Source organism: Streptomyces sp. NPDC096048 (assembly GCF_044763415.1).
Classification (GTDB): Bacteria; Actinomycetota; Actinomycetes; order Streptomycetales; family Streptomycetaceae; genus Streptomyces.
In genome coordinates this window covers 504,162-523,012 of record NZ_JBIWGG010000003.1, presented here as the reverse complement: position 1 = coordinate 523,012, position 18,851 = coordinate 504,162, and the positions used below count along the sequence as shown (strand labels likewise).

Annotated in this window: 13 protein-coding genes; 7 read left to right on the top strand and 6 right to left on the bottom strand. The window is 71.2% G+C overall.

Annotated elements, in window-relative coordinates; genetic code table 11:
* Positions 1 to 99: 99 nt before the first annotated feature.
* The 6 genes from ACIQ6R_RS10300 to ACIQ6R_RS10275 all read left to right on the top strand — a co-directional run bounded on the left by ACIQ6R_RS10300 (position 100) and on the right by ACIQ6R_RS10275 (position 11,304).
* On the top strand, positions 100 to 1,371 hold the full coding sequence (locus ACIQ6R_RS10300) for an extracellular solute-binding protein (protein ID WP_404174620.1): 1,272 nt from the start codon (positions 100 to 102) through the stop codon (positions 1,369 to 1,371).
* Positions 1,372 to 1,484: 113 nt separating this feature from the next.
* Entirely contained in the window at positions 1,485 to 2,489 is a 1,005-nt protein-coding gene (locus tag ACIQ6R_RS10295; RefSeq protein WP_404174617.1) for a carbohydrate ABC transporter permease, read from the top strand.
* Positions 2,490 to 2,502: 13 nt separating this feature from the next.
* The gene (locus ACIQ6R_RS10290; RefSeq protein ID WP_404174614.1) at positions 2,503 to 3,414 is read left to right on the top strand and encodes a sugar ABC transporter permease; all 912 of its coding nucleotides are present in this window, start codon (positions 2,503 to 2,505) and stop codon (positions 3,412 to 3,414) included.
* A 119-nt stretch (positions 3,415 to 3,533) separates the two neighbouring features.
* Positions 3,534 to 5,216, top strand: coding sequence for a glycoside hydrolase family 13 protein (locus ACIQ6R_RS10285; RefSeq protein WP_404220113.1), 1,683 nt, complete (start codon positions 3,534 to 3,536; stop codon positions 5,214 to 5,216).
* Between the two features lie 207 nt (positions 5,217 to 5,423).
* On the top strand, positions 5,424 to 10,871 hold the full coding sequence (gene pulA, locus ACIQ6R_RS10280) for a pullulanase-type alpha-1,6-glucosidase (protein ID WP_404220111.1): 5,448 nt from the start codon (positions 5,424 to 5,426) through the stop codon (positions 10,869 to 10,871).
* A 76-nt stretch (positions 10,872 to 10,947) separates the two neighbouring features.
* Positions 10,948 to 11,304, top strand: coding sequence for a 5-carboxymethyl-2-hydroxymuconate Delta-isomerase (locus ACIQ6R_RS10275; protein ID WP_404220109.1), 357 nt, complete (start codon positions 10,948 to 10,950; stop codon positions 11,302 to 11,304).
* 4 nt (positions 11,305 to 11,308) lie between these two features.
* Here the strand turns inward: ACIQ6R_RS10275 and ACIQ6R_RS10270 are convergent, their stop codons facing one another.
* The 5 genes from ACIQ6R_RS10270 to ACIQ6R_RS10250 all read right to left on the bottom strand — a co-directional run bounded on the left by ACIQ6R_RS10270 (position 11,309) and on the right by ACIQ6R_RS10250 (position 16,548).
* Complete coding sequence (locus ACIQ6R_RS10270; protein WP_404174605.1) at positions 11,309 to 11,998, bottom strand: TetR/AcrR family transcriptional regulator; 690 nt, start codon at positions 11,996 to 11,998, stop codon at positions 11,309 to 11,311.
* Positions 11,999 to 12,055: 57 nt separating this feature from the next.
* Positions 12,056 to 13,114: a PDR/VanB family oxidoreductase gene (locus ACIQ6R_RS10265; protein WP_404220107.1), complete on the bottom strand. Its 1,059-nt coding sequence runs from the start codon at positions 13,112 to 13,114 to the stop codon at positions 12,056 to 12,058.
* Complete coding sequence (locus ACIQ6R_RS10260) at positions 13,111 to 13,998, bottom strand: metal-dependent hydrolase (protein ID WP_404220105.1); 888 nt, start codon at positions 13,996 to 13,998, stop codon at positions 13,111 to 13,113. The genes ACIQ6R_RS10265 and ACIQ6R_RS10260 overlap by 4 nt, the downstream gene beginning before the upstream one ends.
* 88 nt (positions 13,999 to 14,086) lie before the next feature.
* Positions 14,087 to 16,018, bottom strand: a complete 1,932-nt coding sequence (locus tag ACIQ6R_RS10255; RefSeq protein WP_404220103.1) for a hypothetical protein — start codon at positions 16,016 to 16,018, stop codon at positions 14,087 to 14,089.
* A gap of 44 nt (positions 16,019 to 16,062) precedes the next feature.
* Positions 16,063 to 16,548, bottom strand: a complete 486-nt coding sequence (locus ACIQ6R_RS10250) for a tetratricopeptide repeat protein (RefSeq protein WP_404174593.1) — start codon at positions 16,546 to 16,548, stop codon at positions 16,063 to 16,065.
* Between the two features lie 156 nt (positions 16,549 to 16,704).
* On the opposite strand from ACIQ6R_RS10250, the gene ACIQ6R_RS10245 reads away from it, so the two are divergent.
* Entirely contained in the window at positions 16,705 to 17,154 is a 450-nt protein-coding gene (locus ACIQ6R_RS10245; RefSeq protein WP_404174590.1) for a hypothetical protein, read from the top strand.
* A gap of 74 nt (positions 17,155 to 17,228) precedes the next feature.
* Here the strand turns inward: ACIQ6R_RS10245 and ACIQ6R_RS10240 are convergent, their stop codons facing one another.
* Positions 17,229 to 18,740, bottom strand: a complete 1,512-nt coding sequence (locus ACIQ6R_RS10240; RefSeq protein ID WP_404220101.1) for a DUF1996 domain-containing protein — start codon at positions 18,738 to 18,740, stop codon at positions 17,229 to 17,231.
* Positions 18,741 to 18,851: the final 111 nt, after the last annotated feature.

Genomic DNA, 18,851 nt, shown 5'->3' with positions numbered 1-18,851 from the left:
ACGTCGCCCGACGGCGGCAAGGACGCGGTCGGTGTCGGCAGGAGCGGCGGACGGGCCCGCACCCTGCACCACACGGGCTTTCACCCTCAAGGAGAACTCATGCGGCGTGGCATAGCGGCCACCGCTCTGGTGGCGTCCCTCGCCCTCGCGGCGACGGCCTGCGGCGGGGACGGCGGCAGCGACAGCGAGTCGGGCGGACCGGTCACCATCACGTACTGGGACACCTCGAACGCGACCAACGAGGCGCCGACCTACCAGGCCCTGGTCAAGGAGTTCGAGGCCGCCAACAAGGACGTCAAGGTCAACTACGTCAACGTCCCCTTCGACCAGGCGCAGAACAAGTTCGACACCGCCGCCGGTTCCAAGGGCGCCCCCGACGTGCTGCGCGCCGAGGTCGGCTGGACCCCCGCCTTCGCCAAGAAGGGCTTCTTCCTGCCGCTGGACGGCACCGAGGCCCTCGCCGAGCAGGACAAGTTCCAGCCCAACCTGATCGAGCAGGCCAAGTACGAGGGCAAGACCTACGGCGTCCCGCTGGTCACCGACACCCTCGCCTTCGTCTACAACAAGGAACTCTTCGAGAAGGCCGGCGTCGAGGCCCCCAAGACCTGGGACGACCTGAAGAAGGCCGCCGCCACCATCAAGGACAAGACCGGCGCCGACGGCTACTGGGCCTCCACGGCCGCCTACTACGCGCAGCCGTTCCTGTACGGCGAGGGCACCGACACGGTCGACGCCGAGGGCAAGAAGATCACCGTCAACTCGCCCGAGGCGAAGAAGGCGTACGGCACCTGGCTGAGCCTCTTCGAGGGCAAGGGCCTGCACAAGGCCGACGTCACCGCCGACGCCTACGCCCACATCCAGGAGGCGTTCGTCAGCGGCAAGGTCGCCTCGATCATCCAGGGCCCGTGGGAGATCACCAACTTCTACAAGGGCTCCGCCTTCAAGGACAAGAACAACCTCGGCATCGCCACCGTCCCGGCCGGCTCCACCGGCAAGGCGGGCGCCCCGACCGGCGGCCACAACCTGTCGGTGTACGCCGGCTCGGACAAGGCCCACCAGGAGGCGTCGCTGAAGTTCGTGAAGTTCATGACCTCGGCGAAGTCCCAGGAGACCGTCGCCCTGAAGAACTCCACGCTGCCGACCCGCGACGACGCCTACACCGCGAAGGTCAAGGCCGACCCGGGCATCGCCGGCTTCCAGACGGTGCTGCCCGCCGCCCAGCCGCGCCCGGCCCTGCCGGAGTACAGCTCCCTGTGGACCCCGCTCGACGACGAGCTGCCGCAGATCGCCGGCGGCAAGAAGTCCCTGGACGAGGGCCTGGACGACGCCGAGACCGCGATCGCCAAGCTGGTGCCGGACTTCAGTAAGTGAGTCCGCGTGGCCGCCGGGTCCCCTACCGGAGGGGAGGGACCCGGCGGCCACCGCACCGAGCGCCGTACCCCCTGACGTTCCGCTCGTCCTGATGCTCCCGAAGGTGTCGAACCATGACAGTCGCCATCGACCGCGCGACCGGCAAGCGCCGCGGTGACCGCACCCCGCGGCCCGGCCTCGGCCGGCGTCTGAAAGACGGGTACCAGAAGCACTGGTACGCCTACGCCATGATCGCGCCGGTGGCCGTCGTGATCGGCGTCCTCGTGCTGTACCCGCTGGGGTACGGCCTCTACCTCACCCTCACCGACGCCAACAGCCTCAACACCGGGCGCACGATCGGCGTCAACGAGATCGAGGCCACCTACAAGTTCGTCGGCCTGGACAACTACGCCGACATCCTGTGGGGCGAGACCGCCTACGACCGCTTCTGGTCGCACTTCATCTGGACCATCGTGTGGACGGCGGTCTGCGTCGGCCTGCACTTCTTCATCGGCCTCGGCCTCGCCCTGCTGCTCAACCAGAAGCTGCGCGGCCGCACCTTCTACCGGCTGATCCTGGTCCTGCCGTGGGCCGTGCCCACCTTCGTCACCGTCTTCGGCTGGCGCTTCATGCTCGCCGACGCCGGCATCGTCAACTCGGCCCTGGACTGGCTGCACCTGCCGACGCCCGCGTGGCTGGAGGACACCTTCTGGCAGCGGTTCTCCGCGATCATGGTCAACACCTGGTGCGGTGTGCCGTTCATGATGGTCTCGCTCCTCGGCGGCCTGCAGTCCATCGACAACAGCCTGTACGAGGCCTCCGAGATGGACGGCGCGAACGCCTGGCAGCGGTTCCGCTACGTCACCCTGCCCGGCCTCAGGTCCGTCAGCTCCACCGTCGTCCTGCTCGGCATCATCTGGACCTTCAACCAGTTCGCCGTGATCTTCCTGCTGTTCGGCAACACCGCACCCGAGGCCCAGATCCTCGTCACCTGGGCGTACCACCTCGGCTTCGGTCAGCAGCCGCGCGACTTCGCGCAGTCCGCGGCCTACGGCATGCTGCTGCTGGCCATCCTGATCGTCTTCACCTCCTTCTACCGCCGCTGGCTGAACCGCAATGAGCAGCAGCTCGCGAACTGAGGCAGGAGCCGCCATGAGTACTACCACCATGCCGACCAAGGCCCCGGCGGAGCAGGACACCGCGTCCACCGAACGGCCCCGCAAGGTGCGTGGCCGCGGCGAACGCAGCCGCGCCGCCTCCCTCGCCTCCCACGGCACCCTGACCGTCGCGAGCCTCATCGCGCTCTTCCCCGTCGCCTGGCTGGTCTACCTCTCGCTCGGCCCGGACAAGAACGACTACCTGCACCCCGGGCGCATCTGGTCGAAGATGACCTTCGACAACTACGTGTTCGTGCTCCAGGAGACCAACTTCTTCGACTGGCTGAAGAGTTCGCTGATCGTCTCGCTGGGCACCACGGTCATCGGCGTCATGGTCGCCGCCACCACCGGCTACGCGGTCTCGCGGATGCGCTTCCCCGGCTACCGCAAGCTCATGTGGGTGCTGCTGGTCACCCAGATGTTCCCCATCGCCGTACTGATCGTGCCGATGTACCAGATCCTGTCCGAGCTCCAGCTCGTCGACAGCTACCTCGGCCTGATCCTCGTCTACTGCTCGACCGCGGTGCCGTACTGCGCGTGGCTGCTCAAGGGCTACTTCGACACCATCCCGTTCGAGATCGACGAGGCCGGGCGCGTCGACGGGCTGACCCCCTTCGGCACCTTCTTCCGGCTGATCCTGCCGCTCGCCCGGCCGGGCCTCGCGGTCGCCGGCTTCTACAGCTTCATCACCGCCTTCGGCGAGGTCGCCTTCGCCTCGACGTTCATGCTGAGCGACACGAAGTACACCTTCGCGGTCGGCCTGCAGAGCTTCGTCAGCGAGCACGACGCGCAGCGCCATCTGATGGCGGCCACCGCCGTACTCGTCGCGATACCCGTCTCCGCGTTCTTCTACCTGGTGCAGAAGAACCTGGTGACCGGCCTCACCGCCGGCGGCACCAAGGGCTGACGCCCCGCCGGGAAAACGTCCGGCCGCGGTGCCCATCCGACCCCGCTGCACCGCGGCCGGCCGCCTCGTCCCCCACCCGTGCCTCCATGACCGGAACTCCGTCACATCACAAGGACGACATGAGCCAGCAGCACTCCGCCGCACCGGCCCCCACCTCCGCCGTCGCCACCGTCGCAGGGCGCCACGACTGGTGGCGGGACGCGGTCATCTACCAGGTGTATCCGCGCAGCTTCGCCGACAGCAACGGCGACGGCATGGGCGACCTGGAGGGTGTCCGCACCCGCCTGCCGTACCTGCGCGACCTCGGCGTGGACGCCGTGTGGCTCAGCCCCTTCTACGCCTCGCCGCAGGCCGACGCCGGCTACGACGTCGCCGACTACCGGGCCGTGGACCCCATGTTCGGCTCCCTGCTGGACGCCGACGCGCTGATCCGCGACGCCCACGCGCTGGACCTGCGCGTCATCGTCGACCTGGTCCCGAACCACTCCTCCGACCAGTACGAGTGGTTCAAGCGCGCCCTCGCCGAGGGCCCCGGCTCGCCGTCGCGCGACCGCTACCACTTCCGCCCCGGCAAGGGCGAGAGGGGCGAACTGCCGCCCAACGACTGGGAGTCCATCTTCGGCGGCCCCGCCTGGACCCGGGTCACCGAGCCCGACGGCACGCCGGGGGAGTGGTACCTGCACCTGTTCGCCCCCGAGCAGCCCGACTTCAACTGGGATCACCCGGCCGTCGGTGACGAGTTCCGCTCCATCCTGCGCTTCTGGCTGGACATGGGTGTCGACGGCTTCCGGATCGACGTCGCGCACGGCATGGTGAAGGCCGAGGGCCTGCCCGACCTTGGATCACACGAGCAGCTGAAGCTGCTGGGCAACGATGTCATGCCGTTCTTCGACCAGGACGGCGTCCACGACATCTACCGCCAGTGGCGCCGCATCCTGGACGAGTACTCCGGTGAGCGCATCTTCGTCGCCGAGGCGTGGACCCCGACCGTCGAGCGCACCGCGAACTACGTCCGCCCCGACGAGCTGCACCAGGCCTTCAACTTCCAGTACCTGGGCACCCACTGGGACGCCGAGGAGCTGCGCACGGTCATCGACCGCACCCTGGACGCCATGCGCCCGGTCGGCGCCCCGGCCACCTGGGTCCTCTCCAACCACGACGTCACCCGGCACGCCACCCGCTTCGCCAACCCGGCGGGGCTCGGCACCCAGATCCGCCTGGCCGGCGACCGCGAACTGGGCCTGCGCAGGGCCCGGGCGGCCACCCTCCTCATGCTGGCGCTGCCCGGCTCGGCCTACGTCTACCAGGGCGAGGAGCTGGGCCTGCCGGACGTCGTCGACCTGCCGGACGAGGTGCGCCAGGACCCGGCGTACTTCCGGGGCGCGGGCCAGGACGGCTTCCGCGACGGCTGCCGGGTGCCGATCCCCTGGACGCGCACGGGGTCGTCGTACGGCTTCGGCGACGGCGGCAGCTGGCTGCCGCAGCCGGCGGGCTGGGGCGAGCTGAGCGTCGAGGCGCAGACCGGCGAGCCCGGCTCGACCCTGGAGCTGTACCGCGCCGCGCTCGCCACCCGCCGCGAGCAGGCCGACCTGGGCGCGGGCGACGCCGTCGAGTGGCTGCGCGCCCCCGAGGGCGTCGTCGCCTTCCGGCGCGGGGACTTCGTGTGCGTCGCCAACACCACCGGCGAGTCGGTGGCGATGCCCGCCTACGGGCGGGTGCTGCTGGCCAGCGGTGAGGTCACCGAGGCGGCCGGCGAGGCGAAGGTGCCGGCGGACACGACGGTGTGGTGGACCCGGGCCTGACCCCCGGCAACACGCAAGCCTACGAGGCCCGCCGCCCCCACGGGGAGCGGCGGGCCTCGCGCGTGGGCCCAGCCGGAACGCACGGGGGCAAGTCCTGTGAAAATCCTTTCCGTTACTTGCGCAAGTCTTGCTGCAAGCCTTGCGGCAGCGCTACGGTCTCGCCGGGGTCGGACCCGATCGAGCCGTAGTCGCAAGGAGTTCACGCCTGTGATACCGAGATGGCCGGTGCCTGTCGCGCGCCGCACCGCACGAGCGAGACGGGTCGCGGCCGTCACCGTGACCGCGCTCGCCGCAGCCCTCCTCCCGCCCCTCGCCGCGCGGGCCGACACTCCGCCCGCGCCCCCGTCCGACGCCAAGCTCGCGAAGGCCGGCGCCCGGCACGACCTCACCCGCGAGCAGTTCTACTTCGTCCTGCCGGACCGCTTCGCCAACGGCGACACCCGCAACGACAAGGGCGGCCTGACCGGCACCCGGCTCGCGACCGGCTACGACCCCACCGACAAGGGCTTCTACCAGGGCGGCGACCTCAAGGGCCTGACCCAGAAGCTCGACTACATCAAGGGCCTGGGCACCACCTCCATCTGGATGGCGCCCCTCTTCAAGAACCAGCCCGTGCAGGGCACGGGGGAGAACGCCTCCGCCGGCTACCACGGCTACTGGATCACCGACTTCACCCAGGTCGACCCGCACTTCGGTACCAACCAGGATCTCAAGAACCTCATCTCCAAGGCGCACGCCAAGGGCATGAAGGTCTTCTTCGACGTCATCACCAACCACACCGCCGACGTCGTCGACTACGTGGAGAAGTCCTACGGCTACCTCTCCAAGGGCGCCTTCCCGTACCTGACCAAGGACGGCGAGCCCTTCGACGACGCCGACTACGCCAACGGCGACCGCCGGTTCCCCCGCGTGGACGCCGGCTCCTTCCCGCGTACGCCGGTCGTCCCCGCCGCGAAGAAGGACCTCAAGGTCCCGAAGTGGCTCAACGACCCGGCGATGTACCACAACCGCGGCGACTCCACCTGGGCCGGCGAGTCCGCCACCTACGGCGACTTCTCCGGTCTCGACGACCTGTGGACCGAACGGCCCGAGGTCGTCAGCGGCATGGAGAAGATCTACCAGCGGTGGGTGAAGGACTTCGCCATCGACGGCTTCCGCATCGACACGGTCAAGCACGTCAACATGGAGTTCTGGACGCGGTGGGCGACCGCGCTCGACGCGTACGCGGCGAAGAAGGGACGCGACGACTTCTTCATGTTCGGCGAGGTCTACTCCGCCGACACGGCCGTCACCTCCCCGTACGTCACCCAGGGCCGGCTGGACTCCACGCTGGACTTCCCCTTCCAGGACGCGGCCCGCGCCTACGCCTCCCAGGGCGGCAGCGCCAAGAAGCTGGCGGCCGTCTTCGGCGACGACTGGAAGTACACGACCGACAAGGCCAACGCCTACGAGCAGGTCACCTTCCTCGGCAACCACGACATGGGGCGCTTCGGCACCTTCCTCGAGCAGGACGACCCGAAGGCCACCGACGCCGAACTGCTGAAGAAGGACCGGCTCGCCAACGAGCTGATGTTCCTCAGCCGGGGCAACCCCGTCGTCTACTACGGCGACGAGCAGGGCTTCACCGGCGCGGGCGGCGACAAGGACGCCCGCCAGCCGATGTTCGCCTCCCGCACCGCCGACTACCTGGACGACGACCAGCTCGGCACCGACCGCACCCACGCCGACGACGCGTACGACACGCGAGCACCGCTCTACCAGCAGATCAGTGCTCTCGCCAAGCTGCGCAAGGCTCACCCCGCCCTCGCCGACGGAGTGCAGACCGAGCGCTACGCGGCCGACGGCGCCGGTGTCTACGCCTTCTCCCGCACCGACGCCGAACGCGGCACCGAGTACGTCGTCGCCTTCAACAACGCGGGCGAGGCGAAGACCGCGACCTTCGCGACCGGCTCGGCCGGCATGACGTTCCGGGGCCTCTACGGCACCGACGCCACCGTGCGGTCCGGCGCCGACAAGAAGGTCACCGTCACGGTGCCCGCCGGGTCGGCCATCGTCCTCGAGGCCGCCGGCCGGCTCGCCGAGCCCGCCACCGAGCCGGCCCTCACCCTCACCGCCCCCGAGCCCGGCGCCACCGGCACCGTCGAGCTGACCGCCGACGTCACCGGGGGACAGCTCAACCGCGTCGTCTTCGCCGCCCAGACCGGCGACGGCAAGTGGCGCACCCTCGGCTCCGCCGACCACGCCCCCTACAAGGTCACCCACACCATCGGCGAGGACACCCCCGCCGGCACCGCCCTGCGCTACAAGGCGGTCGTCGTCGACTCGGCGGGCCGTACGGCGAGCACCACGGCCGCTTCCACGACCGGCACCCCGCCCGTCGAGCAGCCCCCCGCCGCCGTCTCCCGCGACTACGCGATCGTCCACTACAAGCGGGCGGACGGGAACTACGAGGACTGGGGCCTGTACGCCTGGGGCGACCTCGCCGACGGCGAGGCGACCACCTGGCCCGACAGCCACCCCTTCACCGGCCGTGACGCCTACGGCGCCTTCGCCTACGTCAAGCTCCGGCCCGGCGCGAGCGACGTCGACTTCCTCGTCATCGACAAGGACGGCAACAAGGACGTCGCCGCCGACCGCGCCATCGACGTCACGCGGACCGGCGAGGTGTGGATCGAGCAGGGCGAGGAGCAGGTCGCCACCGAGCGGCCCGACTACCCCGCCCAGGACACCACCAAGGCCGTCCTCCACTACCACCGCGCCGACGGCGACTACGACGGGTGGGGACTGCACGTCTGGGGCGGCGCCGCGAACCCCACCGACTGGTCGAAGCCCCTGCGGCCGGTGAAGACCGACTCCTATGGCGCGGTCTTCGAGGTACCGCTCACCGAGGGTGCCGGCAGTCTCAGCTACATCGTCCACAAGGGCGACGAGAAGGACCTGCCCACCGACCAGGCCCTGGACCTCAAGGCCCACGGCCACGAGGTGTGGCTGGTGAGCGGCGAGGAGAAGTACCTGCTGCCGCAGCCGGCCGGCTCGGCGGCGGCCGTCGACCTCACCACCTCCGAGGCGGTCTGGATCGACCGGAACACCCTCGTCTGGAACGGCTCCGAGGGCGCCGCCTCCACCCAGCTGCTCGCCTCCCGCACCGGCACCGTCAAAGCCGAGAACGGCACCCTGACCGGCGGCGACGACATCACCTGGCTCCGCCTCACCGAGACCACGCTCACCGACGCCCAGAAGGCGAGGTTCCCGCACCTGCGTGACGTCACCGCCTGGTCCGTCGACCCGCGCGACCGCGACCGGGTCCGCGAGGCCCTGCGCGGCCAGGTCGTCGCCTCCCAGCGCGCCGCTGGGGGCACCTCCCAGGCATCAGGCACGGGGGGAGGGGCCGTGCTCGCGGCGACGGGCGTGCAGATCGCCGGCGTCCTGGACGACCTGTACGCGGCCGACGCGACCGAGGCCGACCTCGGCCCGGCCTTCCGCCACGGCCGGCCCACGCTCTCCGTGTGGGCGCCGACCGCGCAGAGCGTGAAGCTGGAGATCGGCGACCGCACGGTCCGCATGCGGCGCGACGACGACACCGGCGTCTGGTCCGCCACCGGCCCGCGCTCCTGGAAGGGCAAGGCCTACCGCTACGTCGTCCAGGTGTGGGCGCCCGACGCCGGCAAGGTCGTCACCAACAAGGTCACCGACCCCTACTCGCTCGCCCTGACCACCGACTCCGAGCGCAGCCTCGTCGTCGACCTGGGCGACCGCTCCCTCGCCCCGCGCGGCTGGCACGACTACGACAAGCCCAAGGCCGTGCCGCTCGGGGACGCCCAGATCCAGGAGCTGCACATCCGCGACTTCTCCGTCGCGGACCGGACGGCGGACCCGGACCACAAGGGCACCTACCTCGCCTTCACCGACAAGGACAGCGACGGCTCCGAGCACCTGCGCGAACTCGCGGAGTCGGGCACCTCGTACGTCCACCTCCTCCCGGCCTTCGACATCGCCACCGTCCCCGAGAAGAAGTCCGACCAGGCCACCGTCGACTGCGACCTCGCCGCGCTCCCGGCCGACTCCGACCAGCAGCAGGAGTGCGTGGCGAAGGCCGCCGCCAAGGACGCCTACAACTGGGGCTACGACCCGTACCACTACACGGTCCCCGAGGGGTCCTACGCCACCGACCCGGACGGCACCGCCCGCACGGTCGAGTTCCGCGAGATGGTCAAGGCGCTCAACGAGGACGGCCTGCGGGTCGTCATGGACGTCGTCTACAACCACACCGCGGCGAGCGGCCAGGCCGAGACCAGCGTCCTCGACCGGATCGTCCCCGGCTACTACCAGCGGCTCCTCGCCGACGGCTCGGTGGCGAACAGCACCTGCTGCGCGGGCACCGCCACCGAGAACGCCATGATGGGCAGGCTCGTCGTCGACTCGATCGTCACCTGGGCCAAGGAGTACAAGGTCGACGGCTTCCGCTTCGACCTCATGGGCCACCACCCGAAGGCCAACATCCTCGCCGTACGCGAGGCCCTCGACGCGCTGACGCTCGAGAAGGACGGTGTCGACGGCAAGAAGATCATCCTGTACGGCGAGGGCTGGAACTTCGGCGAGGTCGCCGACGACGCCCGCTTCACGCAGGCCACCCAGAAGAACATGGCCGGCACCGGCATCGCGACCTTCTCCGACCGCGCCCGCGACGCGGTGCGCGGCGGCGGCCCCTTCGACGAGGACCCCGGCGTCCAGGGCTTCGCCTCGGGCCTGTTCACCGAGCCCAACGGCTCGAAGGCCAACGGCACCGAGGCCGAGCAGAGGGCCCGCCTCCTGCACTACCAGGACCTCATCAAGGTCGGCCTGACCGGCAACCTCGCCGACTACACCTTCACGGGCACCGACGGCAAGCAGGTCAAGGGCTCCGAGGTCGACTACAACGGCGCCCCCGCCGGATACGCCGAGGCCCCGGGCGACGCCCTCGCCTACGCCGACGCGCACGACAACGAGTCCCTGTTCGACGCGCTCGCCTTCAAGCTGCCCGCGACCGTGAGCGCCGACGACCGGGCCCGTATGCAGGTCCTCGCCATGGCGACCGCCTCCCTCTCGCAGGGCCCGGCGCTCTCCCAGGCCGGCACCGACCTGCTGCGCTCCAAGTCGCTGGACCGCAACTCCTACGACAGCGGCGACTGGTTCAACGCCATCCACTGGAACTGCGCCGACGGCAACGGCTTCGGCCGCGGACTGCCCCCGGCCGCGGACAACCAGGACAAGTGGCCGTACGCCAAGCCGCTGCTCGGCACGGTCGAGGTCGGCTGCCCGCAGATCACCGGCGCCTCGGCGGCGTACCGGGACCTGCTGAAGATCCGTACGAGCGAGCAGGACTTCTCCCTCGCCACGGCGGGGCAGGTGCAGTCCCGGCTCTCCTTCCCGCTCTCCGGCAAGGAGGAGACGCCCGGCGTGATCACCATGCTCCTCGGTGACCTCGTGGTCGTCTTCAACGCCACTCCGCGGCAGCGGGAGCAGCGGATCGAGGCGGCGGCCGGCACCGGCCACCGGCTGCATCCGGTGCAGGCGGCGGGCGCGGACCCGGTGGTGAAGGAGTCCTCGTACGCGGCGAGGACCGGCACGTTCACCGTGCCGGGCCGTACGGTCGCCGTGTTCCAGCGGACCGGCTGACGGGCGCAGGACGGCGGCAGGACGCTGACGGTCTGCGGTTAGGGTGAGCCCTGCTGTTCACGCAACGGGAGGGCTCATGCCGCAGATCACCGTCGACTACTCCGCCCGGCTCGCGGACGACTTCGACCGGCCCGCGTTCGCGCGGGCGCTGCACACCGCCGTCGTCGAGATCGCGGCCGCCAAGCCGCCGGCCTGCAAGACGCAGTTCCGCCGCGGCGAGGACACCACGGTCGGCCCCGACACCGGGGGGCACGCCGTCGTGCACGTCACCCTGGGGCTGCTCGCGGGCCGCACCGAGGAGACCAAGGCCCGCCTCACCGAGGCCGTGCTGGAACTGCTGCGGCAGCACGTGAAGCCGGGCGACGGCCTCGCCCTGCACGCCTCCGCCGAGGTCCGCGACCTGGACCCGTCGTACCGGAAGTTCGAGAGCTGAGCGACTAGGACGCCAGCCCGATGAGCCGGCCGACCAGGTCCCCGAAGGGGCCGTCGGCCGGTTCGTCGTCGAGGACGCGGCGCAGCAGGGCGCCCATCTCCTCGTCGTAGGCGGCGCTCACCGCCATCAGCGCGGCGAAGTCGTGCACGAGCTGGGTCTCCAGCTCGGCGCGCGGGATGCGGCGCCCGTCCAGCCAGATCAGCGCCGTCGACTCGGCGAGCGAGATCCAGGAGCGGACGATCAGTTCCAGGCGCGCGGGCGGATCGGTGATGCCCAGGTGCGAAAGGATCTGGACATACGCGGCCTGCCGTACGGAGTCCACGAGCGCGTTGGTCGTGGAGGAGCCGACCGCCGGACCGCCGCGCATCAGGGCCGAGAAACCGGGGCCGTGCTCGTCGACGAAGTCGAAGTAGCGGCCCATCACCCGCAGCAGCCGCGCGCCGAGCGGGCCCTCGTGCGGCTCCACGAACCGGGCCGCCAGATCGTCCGAGGCACGCTGCAACGCGGCCTCGTACAGGCTGAGTTTGCCGGGGAAGTAGTGGTAGACCAGCGGGCGCGAGATGCCCGCCGCCGACGCTATCTCGTCGATGGAGACCTCGTCGGGCGAGCGGCGGCTGAACAGATCGAGCGCGACGCCGATCAACTGCTGCCGCCGCTCCTCGACGCCCATTCTGCGGCGCACCCCGGTAGTCATACGAACACCTTACCGATCGAATCCGGCCTTCGAACGGGCCGGACCGGGCGCAGGTGTTCACATGTCCAGCACGAGCCGCGTCCCCCGGGCACGGGACACGCAGATGAGCATCGAGTCGCCGCGCTCCGAGTCGGTCAGCAGCTCGTCCCGGTGATCGATCTCGCCCTCCAGCACCTTCTGTTGGCAGGTCCCGCACCAGCCCTGCTCACAGGAGTACGGGGTGTCCGGCAGCTGCGCGCGTACGGCGGCCAGTACCGAGGTGTCCCCGTCCACGGTCAGCGTGCGCCCGCTGCGGTGCAGCTCCACCTCGAACTCCGCCTCGCCACCGGCCGTCGTACGCGGCGCGAACCGCTCCAGGTGCGGTGCGGTGCCCGCCGGGAGGCGCTCCTCGACGGCCGCCATCAGGCCCTCCGGGCCGCAGCAGTACACCGCCGTGCCCTCGGGGAGGTCCGCCAGGAAGGTGTCCAGCCCGGGACGTCCGTCCTCGTCCTCGGCGACGACGGTGACCCTCTCGTGGTCCGGGTCCAGCTTCTCGATCTCCTCCAGGAACGGCATCGAGGCCCGCGTCCGCCCGCCGTACAGCAGCCGCCACTCGGCGCCCTCCGGCAGGGCCCGCAGCATCGGCAGGACGGGCGTGATGCCGATGCCCCCGGCGACGAAGACGTAGGCGGGGGCGTCGACCAGCGGGAACCGGTTGCGCGGGCCGCGCACCTCCAGCTCCATGCCCTCCCGCACCTGCTCGTGCACCTCGCGTGAGCCGCCCCGTCCGTCCTCGACCAGCCGCGTGGCGACGGTGTACGACGAGGTGTCCTCCGGGTCCCCGCACAGCGAGTACTGCCGCACGAGACCCGACGGCAGCACCAGGTCCAGGTGGGCGCCCGGCTCCCAGCGCGGCAGGTCGTGTCCCTCCAGGCGGATGCGGACCACCCCGTCGGCTATCCGCTCGTGCGCGGTGACCGGCAGCGTCAGCGCGCGCGAGCGGGGCCGCCCGGAGACCGGCGGGTCCAGCGCGGGCATCGGCCACAGCGGCGAGGCCTGGATACGGCGCCGCAGCGCCCGGCGGACGACGAGCGCGGCACCGGCCGCGAGCACCAGGGTCATCGGCTTGGGCTTCATACGGCACCCTCCTGCGACTTCTCGGCGGCGGCGGCGACGGCGGCGGGGGAGGCGGCGAGGTAGGCCGCGGCCTGCTCGGTCGAACCCTCCTGGGACGGGTGGTAGGCACGGCTCAGATAGCGCGGTACGGAGCGGAGCACGGCGCCCGTCGAGGGCAGCAGGCCGTGCCGGCCGCGCCGGTGGAAGTCCCGGAAGGTGGCGCGGCCGTCGATGAGTGTCGGGTCGTTCTCCATGAAGTACCTGGCCCCGCGCTGCCACAGGAACACCAGCGCCGCGAACGCGGTCGCCCAGGTGCGCGCCCGCCGCGCGTAGCCCCCGTCCACGTGCAGGAACACCTCGAAGGCCACGGAGCGGTGCTCGACCTCCTCGGCGCCGTGCCAGCGCAGCAGGTCCAGCATGGTCGGGTCGGCGCCCCGCCGGTCGAGCGCGTCGGCGTTGAGGACCCAGTCGCCGAGGAACGCCGTGTAGTGCTCGATGGCCGCTATCAGCGCCACCCGCTCCATCAGCCACCATCGGCGAGGCCGGCCCGGCGGCAGGGTGCGGTCGCCGAGCAGCTTCTCGAAGAGCCAGTCGACCTGCGCGGTGTACGGCGTCGGGTCGAGCCCCTGGTCCTTGAGGTGCGGCAGCGCCTCGTCGTGCGCCTGGGAGTGCATCGCCTCCTGCCCGATGAACCCGACGACGTCCTGGCGCAGCCGCTCGTCCCGGATGTACGGCAGCACCTGCTTGTAGACGTGCACGAACCAGCGCTCCCCGGCGGGCAGCAGCAGGTGCAGCACATTGATCGTGTGCGTCGTGAACGGGTCCCCCGGCACCCAGTGCAGCGGGGTGTCCTCCCAGGCGAAGGACACCTTCCGTGCCTTGAGCGGGACATGCGTATGAGACATGGCGTCAATGTACTGACGGGTAGGGCTCCGGGGAACCCTCGCGCCGGCACTTGTTGACGCCGGTGTCAGCAGGCGTCGCCCGGCCCGGCTAGCGCAGTCCGCCGATCGTCCGGCCGTTCTCCAGGGTGCCCTTCAGCTCGGCCTGCGCGCCCTGCTCGGCCTTCGCCGTCAGCAGGTTCCCGTCGGCGGAGTCACTGATGCCGCCCGTGGCCTCGACCGACTCCGTGTCGCGGCTGCCGGCGGCGAGCAGGTACCAGTGCCCGCTCCCCGACTTCCACAGCACCCCGGCCAGCACATGCGGGTCGCGCTCGCCGCAGGCCGGCACGCCCTGTGCCTTCGCCGCCACCGCGCCCTGCGCCCCGCCCGGCGTCCGGAACTGGGCCAGCACCCGCGCCCCGTCGCCCCGCCAGGTCTCCGCCCGGGTGCACACCCACGCGGCCGACCCGCTGGAATCGGGCAGCGGCTGCGTCGCGAACTCCCAGGCGTTCACCGAGCGCACGCCCTGCCCCCGCACCGCGCCCAGCGAGCAGGCGTACGGCGCCCAGGTGCCCAGCGCCTCGGCACCGGAGGCGTCCTTCGCCGAGCCGGGGCGCCCGGTGGTGAGGCGGGCCGGGACCAGTTCGCCGAGGTCGGTCACCAGGCGGGTGTCCGAGCCGTCGGTCAGCGCCAGCACGTCCCAGGACGCGCACGCCCCCGACCGCTGCTGCACGGGGCTGGCCACCGGCGAGGTCACACCGTCGGTCAGCGTCAGGTCCCGGGCACCGGCGTCCGGGTCGGTGAGGTCCCGCCCGGCCGCCTTCGTCACCCAGGGCGCCGTCAGATAGCGGACGTTGCCGTCGGCCCGGCCCAGGACCACGGCGTTCGCCTCGGCCCGGCCGGCGCCGTCGGTGCGCGCGAAGTCCAGGGCGGCCCCGGCCGTGCCGTCCTTCGGTTCGGCGTACCGGGCGATGCGCAGACCGTCGTGCAGGATCACCACGCGCGCGTTGTCGACGGTCCCGGCGTAGAGCAGCTGGGGAGGGCCGGACGGGCCGCCGGTCGGGGTGCCCGGTGTCGCCGAGACCCCCACCCCCTCGCCGGGCCGGGCCCAGACGGCGAGGGCGCGCCGCAGCAGCTCCTCGTCGCCGGTGAGATCACCGCGGGCCGGCCACACCGAGAAGTCGGTACGCGCGGACGTCTCCCACGCGGCGGGGGCGACCTTCGTGAGCTTGGCGGGGTCGAGGGCGGCCTGCGCGGCCGGGTTCCGCGCGTACGGCGGGGCGGCGGCGCCGTCCGGCCCCCAGCCGTCACCGGGCAGACCCAGCAGCGCCCCGCACACCACCAGGGCCGCCCCGGCGACCAGCGCCGCCCTCGTGTGCTGCCGGCGGCGCATCAGATCGGTCGGCCGGGCCTGCAGTGAGCAGGGATCGAACTCGGGGGAGCCGAGCAGCGCGTACTGGCCGGGCACCTCGTCGGCCTCCCGCAGCGCGGCGTCCGCGTCGGCCACCCCGGCGGCCCCGAGCAACTGCCGTACGTCGTCGTCGGGGAGCTTCTCCAGGCCCCGCAGGACGTACGCCGCCCGGCCCGGCGCGGTAAGGGCGGAGAGCCGCTGGTCGAGGGCGAGTTCGTCGGCGCCGCCGGAACGCGGGAAGAGCTTGAGCCCCCGCACCTGCGGCAGCAGCGGCGGCAGCTGGGAGCGCTTCGGCCACGCGCGCCGCCTGAGCGGAAGGCCCGCCTCCAGTGCCGTACGGATGACCCGGAGACGCACCAGGGCATAGCCGGGGTCGACGCCGCGGCCGGTCGACTGGGCCGGGATCACGGGTGCCGTCGTCCGGTTCCGGGGCAGCGCGCGCTGGGTGAGGGCGTGCGCGGTCAGGACGCGGCGGCCCCGGCCGAGACGCGGCGGCAGCACCATGTAGGCGAGCCGGACCAGGCGCGGATAGTGCTCGACGAGCGCGGCCTCGGCCTGCTCGACGTCGACGACCGGGTCGGCCGAGGAGGCTGAGGACGGTGCGGGGCGCGGGGCGACATCCTGTGACTGCACGTTCAGCAGAACGAGCGAATCGGTGGTTGGTCACCGTGCCCGGGTCAGTCCTCGGGCTCCACCAGCATGCGCGCGTAGGCGGCCGTCGAACGCTGGTAGCGCGGCAGATGGGGCGCGAGCGCGCCGAGCACCAGCGCCAGGCCCTCACGGTCACGGCCCATGCTCGACAGACAGAGCGCCAGGACGGCACGTACCGCGTCGTCCAACTCGTCCGAAGGCGCGAGCAGTTCGGGCGACAGCAGCTTGACGCCCTCCTCCGGGTGCCCGGTGTTCCGCAGGGAGCTGGAGAGCTGGATCTTCGCCCGGCGGCCCTTGTAGCCGCTGACCTCCCCCAGACCGCGCGCCAGCGCCTCGCGGTACAGCGGCACGGCACGGTCGGAGTGGCCCGTGGAGTCCCAGGCGCAGGCCCGCTCGAACAGGCCGAGGGGACTGTCCGCGGGCAACTCGTCGGCGAGGGCGTCGATCACCGCGCGGAAATCGGCGGCGTCGTCTTCGGCGTAGCCGTCGAACGTCGCCCACGCGGCTGTCACTCGGTCTTCCCAGTCCTGGTCCACGGCGCCACTCTCGCACGGGCGTGCTCGGGGCACCAGGATCGCTGAATACTTCGCGCCCCGCGGCCGTATCGATGACGAGAGCCCTCGCCGGGGCTCCGTGCGGCATGTCGCCGGAACGGACCGGAGGAACACATGAGGCTGACCCGACCGATGCTCGCGCTGGCCGGAGCGGCGGCGGTACTGGCGCTGACCGGCTGCGGATCCGACGGGGACGGCGAGGCGGCCGTGCCCGAGACGGCCACCGGCAGCCTGGAGCACCTGGCCGCCGAGGTGAAGTGCGCCCCGAACATGCAGACCGACGCCGACACCATCCGCCAGGCGCTCTGCGAGAAGGGCGACGAGAAGTACGTCCTCGCCACCTTCTCCACCGACCGCGGCCAGCGCGAGTGGATCAACACGGCCAAGGACTACGGCGGTTACTACCTCGTCGGCCGCAAGTGGGTGGCCGTCGGCCACGAGGACGTCGTGGCGGACCTGCGCGGGCGGCTCGGCGGAACCCTGGAGCAGGGCACGCAACACGGCGGCGGCGCGCACTCGGCCGGCGACGGCGAGAGCGGCGGGCACGGTGGTCACGGCGGCTGACCGGAGGCCGGGACGGCGAAGAGGGCCGGTGACGGGTTTCCGTCACCGGCCCTCTCAGTGGGGCGCCGCGTGGACTACTGGCAGTCCTCGCCGCTGTTGATGCAGTCGACCACCTCGTTCATCAGGTCGTCGTCCATGACGTTGATGAAGTCGTTGTGATCGGTGATCGGCTTGTGCAACTGCTCGGGGAAGCCGTCCACGGCGTACGGGTTCCGCACCTGACCGTTCTCGACGGTCGGGGTGGGCACGTCGTACACCAGACGGACCTGCAGCTGGGGAATGGCCTGGAAGCCGTTCGGGCAGCTGCCGTCCTGCTGGACGAAGGCCACGTGGTCGCGGTGGTTGGCGCTGTCGATGTTCTGGCCGTCCCAGCAGCTCTGGAAGTTGGACGTGCGCACGACCTGGCTGCCCTCCGGGCAGAGCACGTACTTGTCCGTCACCTGCCGGTCCTCGAAGCCGGTACAGCTGAACGAGCTGTTGGCGTTGGCGACACCGTTGGTGAAGGCCTTGGCGTCACCGGTGATGATGCGCAGGAACCTGGGCATCGCGACGACGTCGCTCCGCTTGTTGCCCACGAACTTGATCTCCGCCTGTGCGGCCTTGAGGATCTTGCCGACGTTGCCCTCGGCGCCACCGCCCAGGTCGCCCGCGTCGAACTCCTGGGTGCCGTCCTGGAGACGGAGCACCGGCCAGTAGTAGGTGGACTTGTCGCCCTGGTTCTGGCACGACGTCTCGGCGCCCGCCAGGTCCTCGTCGCTGGAGAACGCGTCGTTGTCCTGGTTGCCGACGTAGTCGTGCGTGTGGTGCGCGCCGTTGTCGACGCCCGGGGCGACGATCAGGTTGTCGCTGTTGAACAGGTTGTTCTCGTTGACACCGCAGTCAGTGGTGAAGGAACCCGTGGACCCGTCCTCCCCGTTGGCGGCCAGCCCGTTCTCCAGGTCCCGGGAGTTGGGCTGGACGTCGTTGATGTCGACGAAGTCATCGGCGAAGGGACCCGCGGCCCCGTTGCCGTTGTCGCCCTGGTTCTGGCCTTGGTCCTGGCCGTTGTCCTGGCCACCGTTGTTCTGGCCGTCCTGGCCGTCCTGGCCGTTGCCGCCGTCGCCGCCGTTGGGCTGGTCGGCCACCATTCCCTTGCACTCGGCGAAGCGGTCCAGCCCGTCGGGAGCACTGCCCCCGACCCGCCGGATGTTGATCCCGATGCGGTCGAGGGCCGCGGTCCGCTTGGACTTCAGCGGACCGAGAATCGCGTTCTGGACGAACCCGGCGTCTCCCGCCTGGTCCCGGCGGGTCGACGCGAGGCGGGCGTACGCCTCGGTGATCTGCTTGTCGAGCTTGGCCAGCTCCTGGTCGACACCGGCGCGTGCGCCCTTCGGCACGTTCCGCAGGTTCTGCCCGACGTCGGGGCACTGGATCGTGGCGATCTGGGCACCCGCGGACCTGGTCCGGTCGTGTCGCGGATTCTCCTCGTGCGCCGAGGCGTAGAAGTTGGCCCAGACCAGCCCGCCCCCGCCGACCGCCAGGGCCGCCGCCCCGGCTACGACCTTGGTGGCCAGTGGCGTACGGCGTTTTCTTGTGTTGCGTCCCATGGAACTCCTCTGACTTCCTTGCGGGGCATCGAGGGCGCCCGACAGGAGTGAAGCGGCTCCCTTCCATACGGAGGCCGTCCCAGGGGTGTTCACTCGTCTCGGAAATTGCTG

Bases quoted from the DNA above. Each gene is read 5' to 3' on its own strand.
- ACIQ6R_RS10300 (WP_404174620.1), top strand. From the start codon at position 100: ATGCGGCGTGGCATAGCGGCCACCGCTCTGGTGGCGTCCCTCGCCCTC.
- ACIQ6R_RS10295 (WP_404174617.1), top strand. From the start codon at position 1,485: ATGACAGTCGCCATCGACCGCGCGACCGGCAAGCGCCGCGGTGACCGC.
- ACIQ6R_RS10290 (WP_404174614.1), top strand. From the start codon at position 2,503: ATGAGTACTACCACCATGCCGACCAAGGCCCCGGCGGAGCAGGACACC.
- ACIQ6R_RS10285 (WP_404220113.1), top strand. From the start codon at position 3,534: ATGAGCCAGCAGCACTCCGCCGCACCGGCCCCCACCTCCGCCGTCGCC.
- ACIQ6R_RS10275 (WP_404220109.1), top strand. From the start codon at position 10,948: ATGCCGCAGATCACCGTCGACTACTCCGCCCGGCTCGCGGACGACTTC.
- ACIQ6R_RS10270 (WP_404174605.1), bottom strand. From the start codon at position 11,998: ATGACTACCGGGGTGCGCCGCAGAATGGGCGTCGAGGAGCGGCGGCAG.
- ACIQ6R_RS10265 (WP_404220107.1), bottom strand. From the start codon at position 13,114: ATGAAGCCCAAGCCGATGACCCTGGTGCTCGCGGCCGGTGCCGCGCTC.
- ACIQ6R_RS10260 (WP_404220105.1), bottom strand. From the start codon at position 13,998: ATGTCTCATACGCATGTCCCGCTCAAGGCACGGAAGGTGTCCTTCGCC.
- ACIQ6R_RS10245 (WP_404174590.1), top strand. From the start codon at position 16,705: ATGAGGCTGACCCGACCGATGCTCGCGCTGGCCGGAGCGGCGGCGGTA.
- ACIQ6R_RS10240 (WP_404220101.1), bottom strand. From the start codon at position 18,740: ATGGGACGCAACACAAGAAAACGCCGTACGCCACTGGCCACCAAGGTC.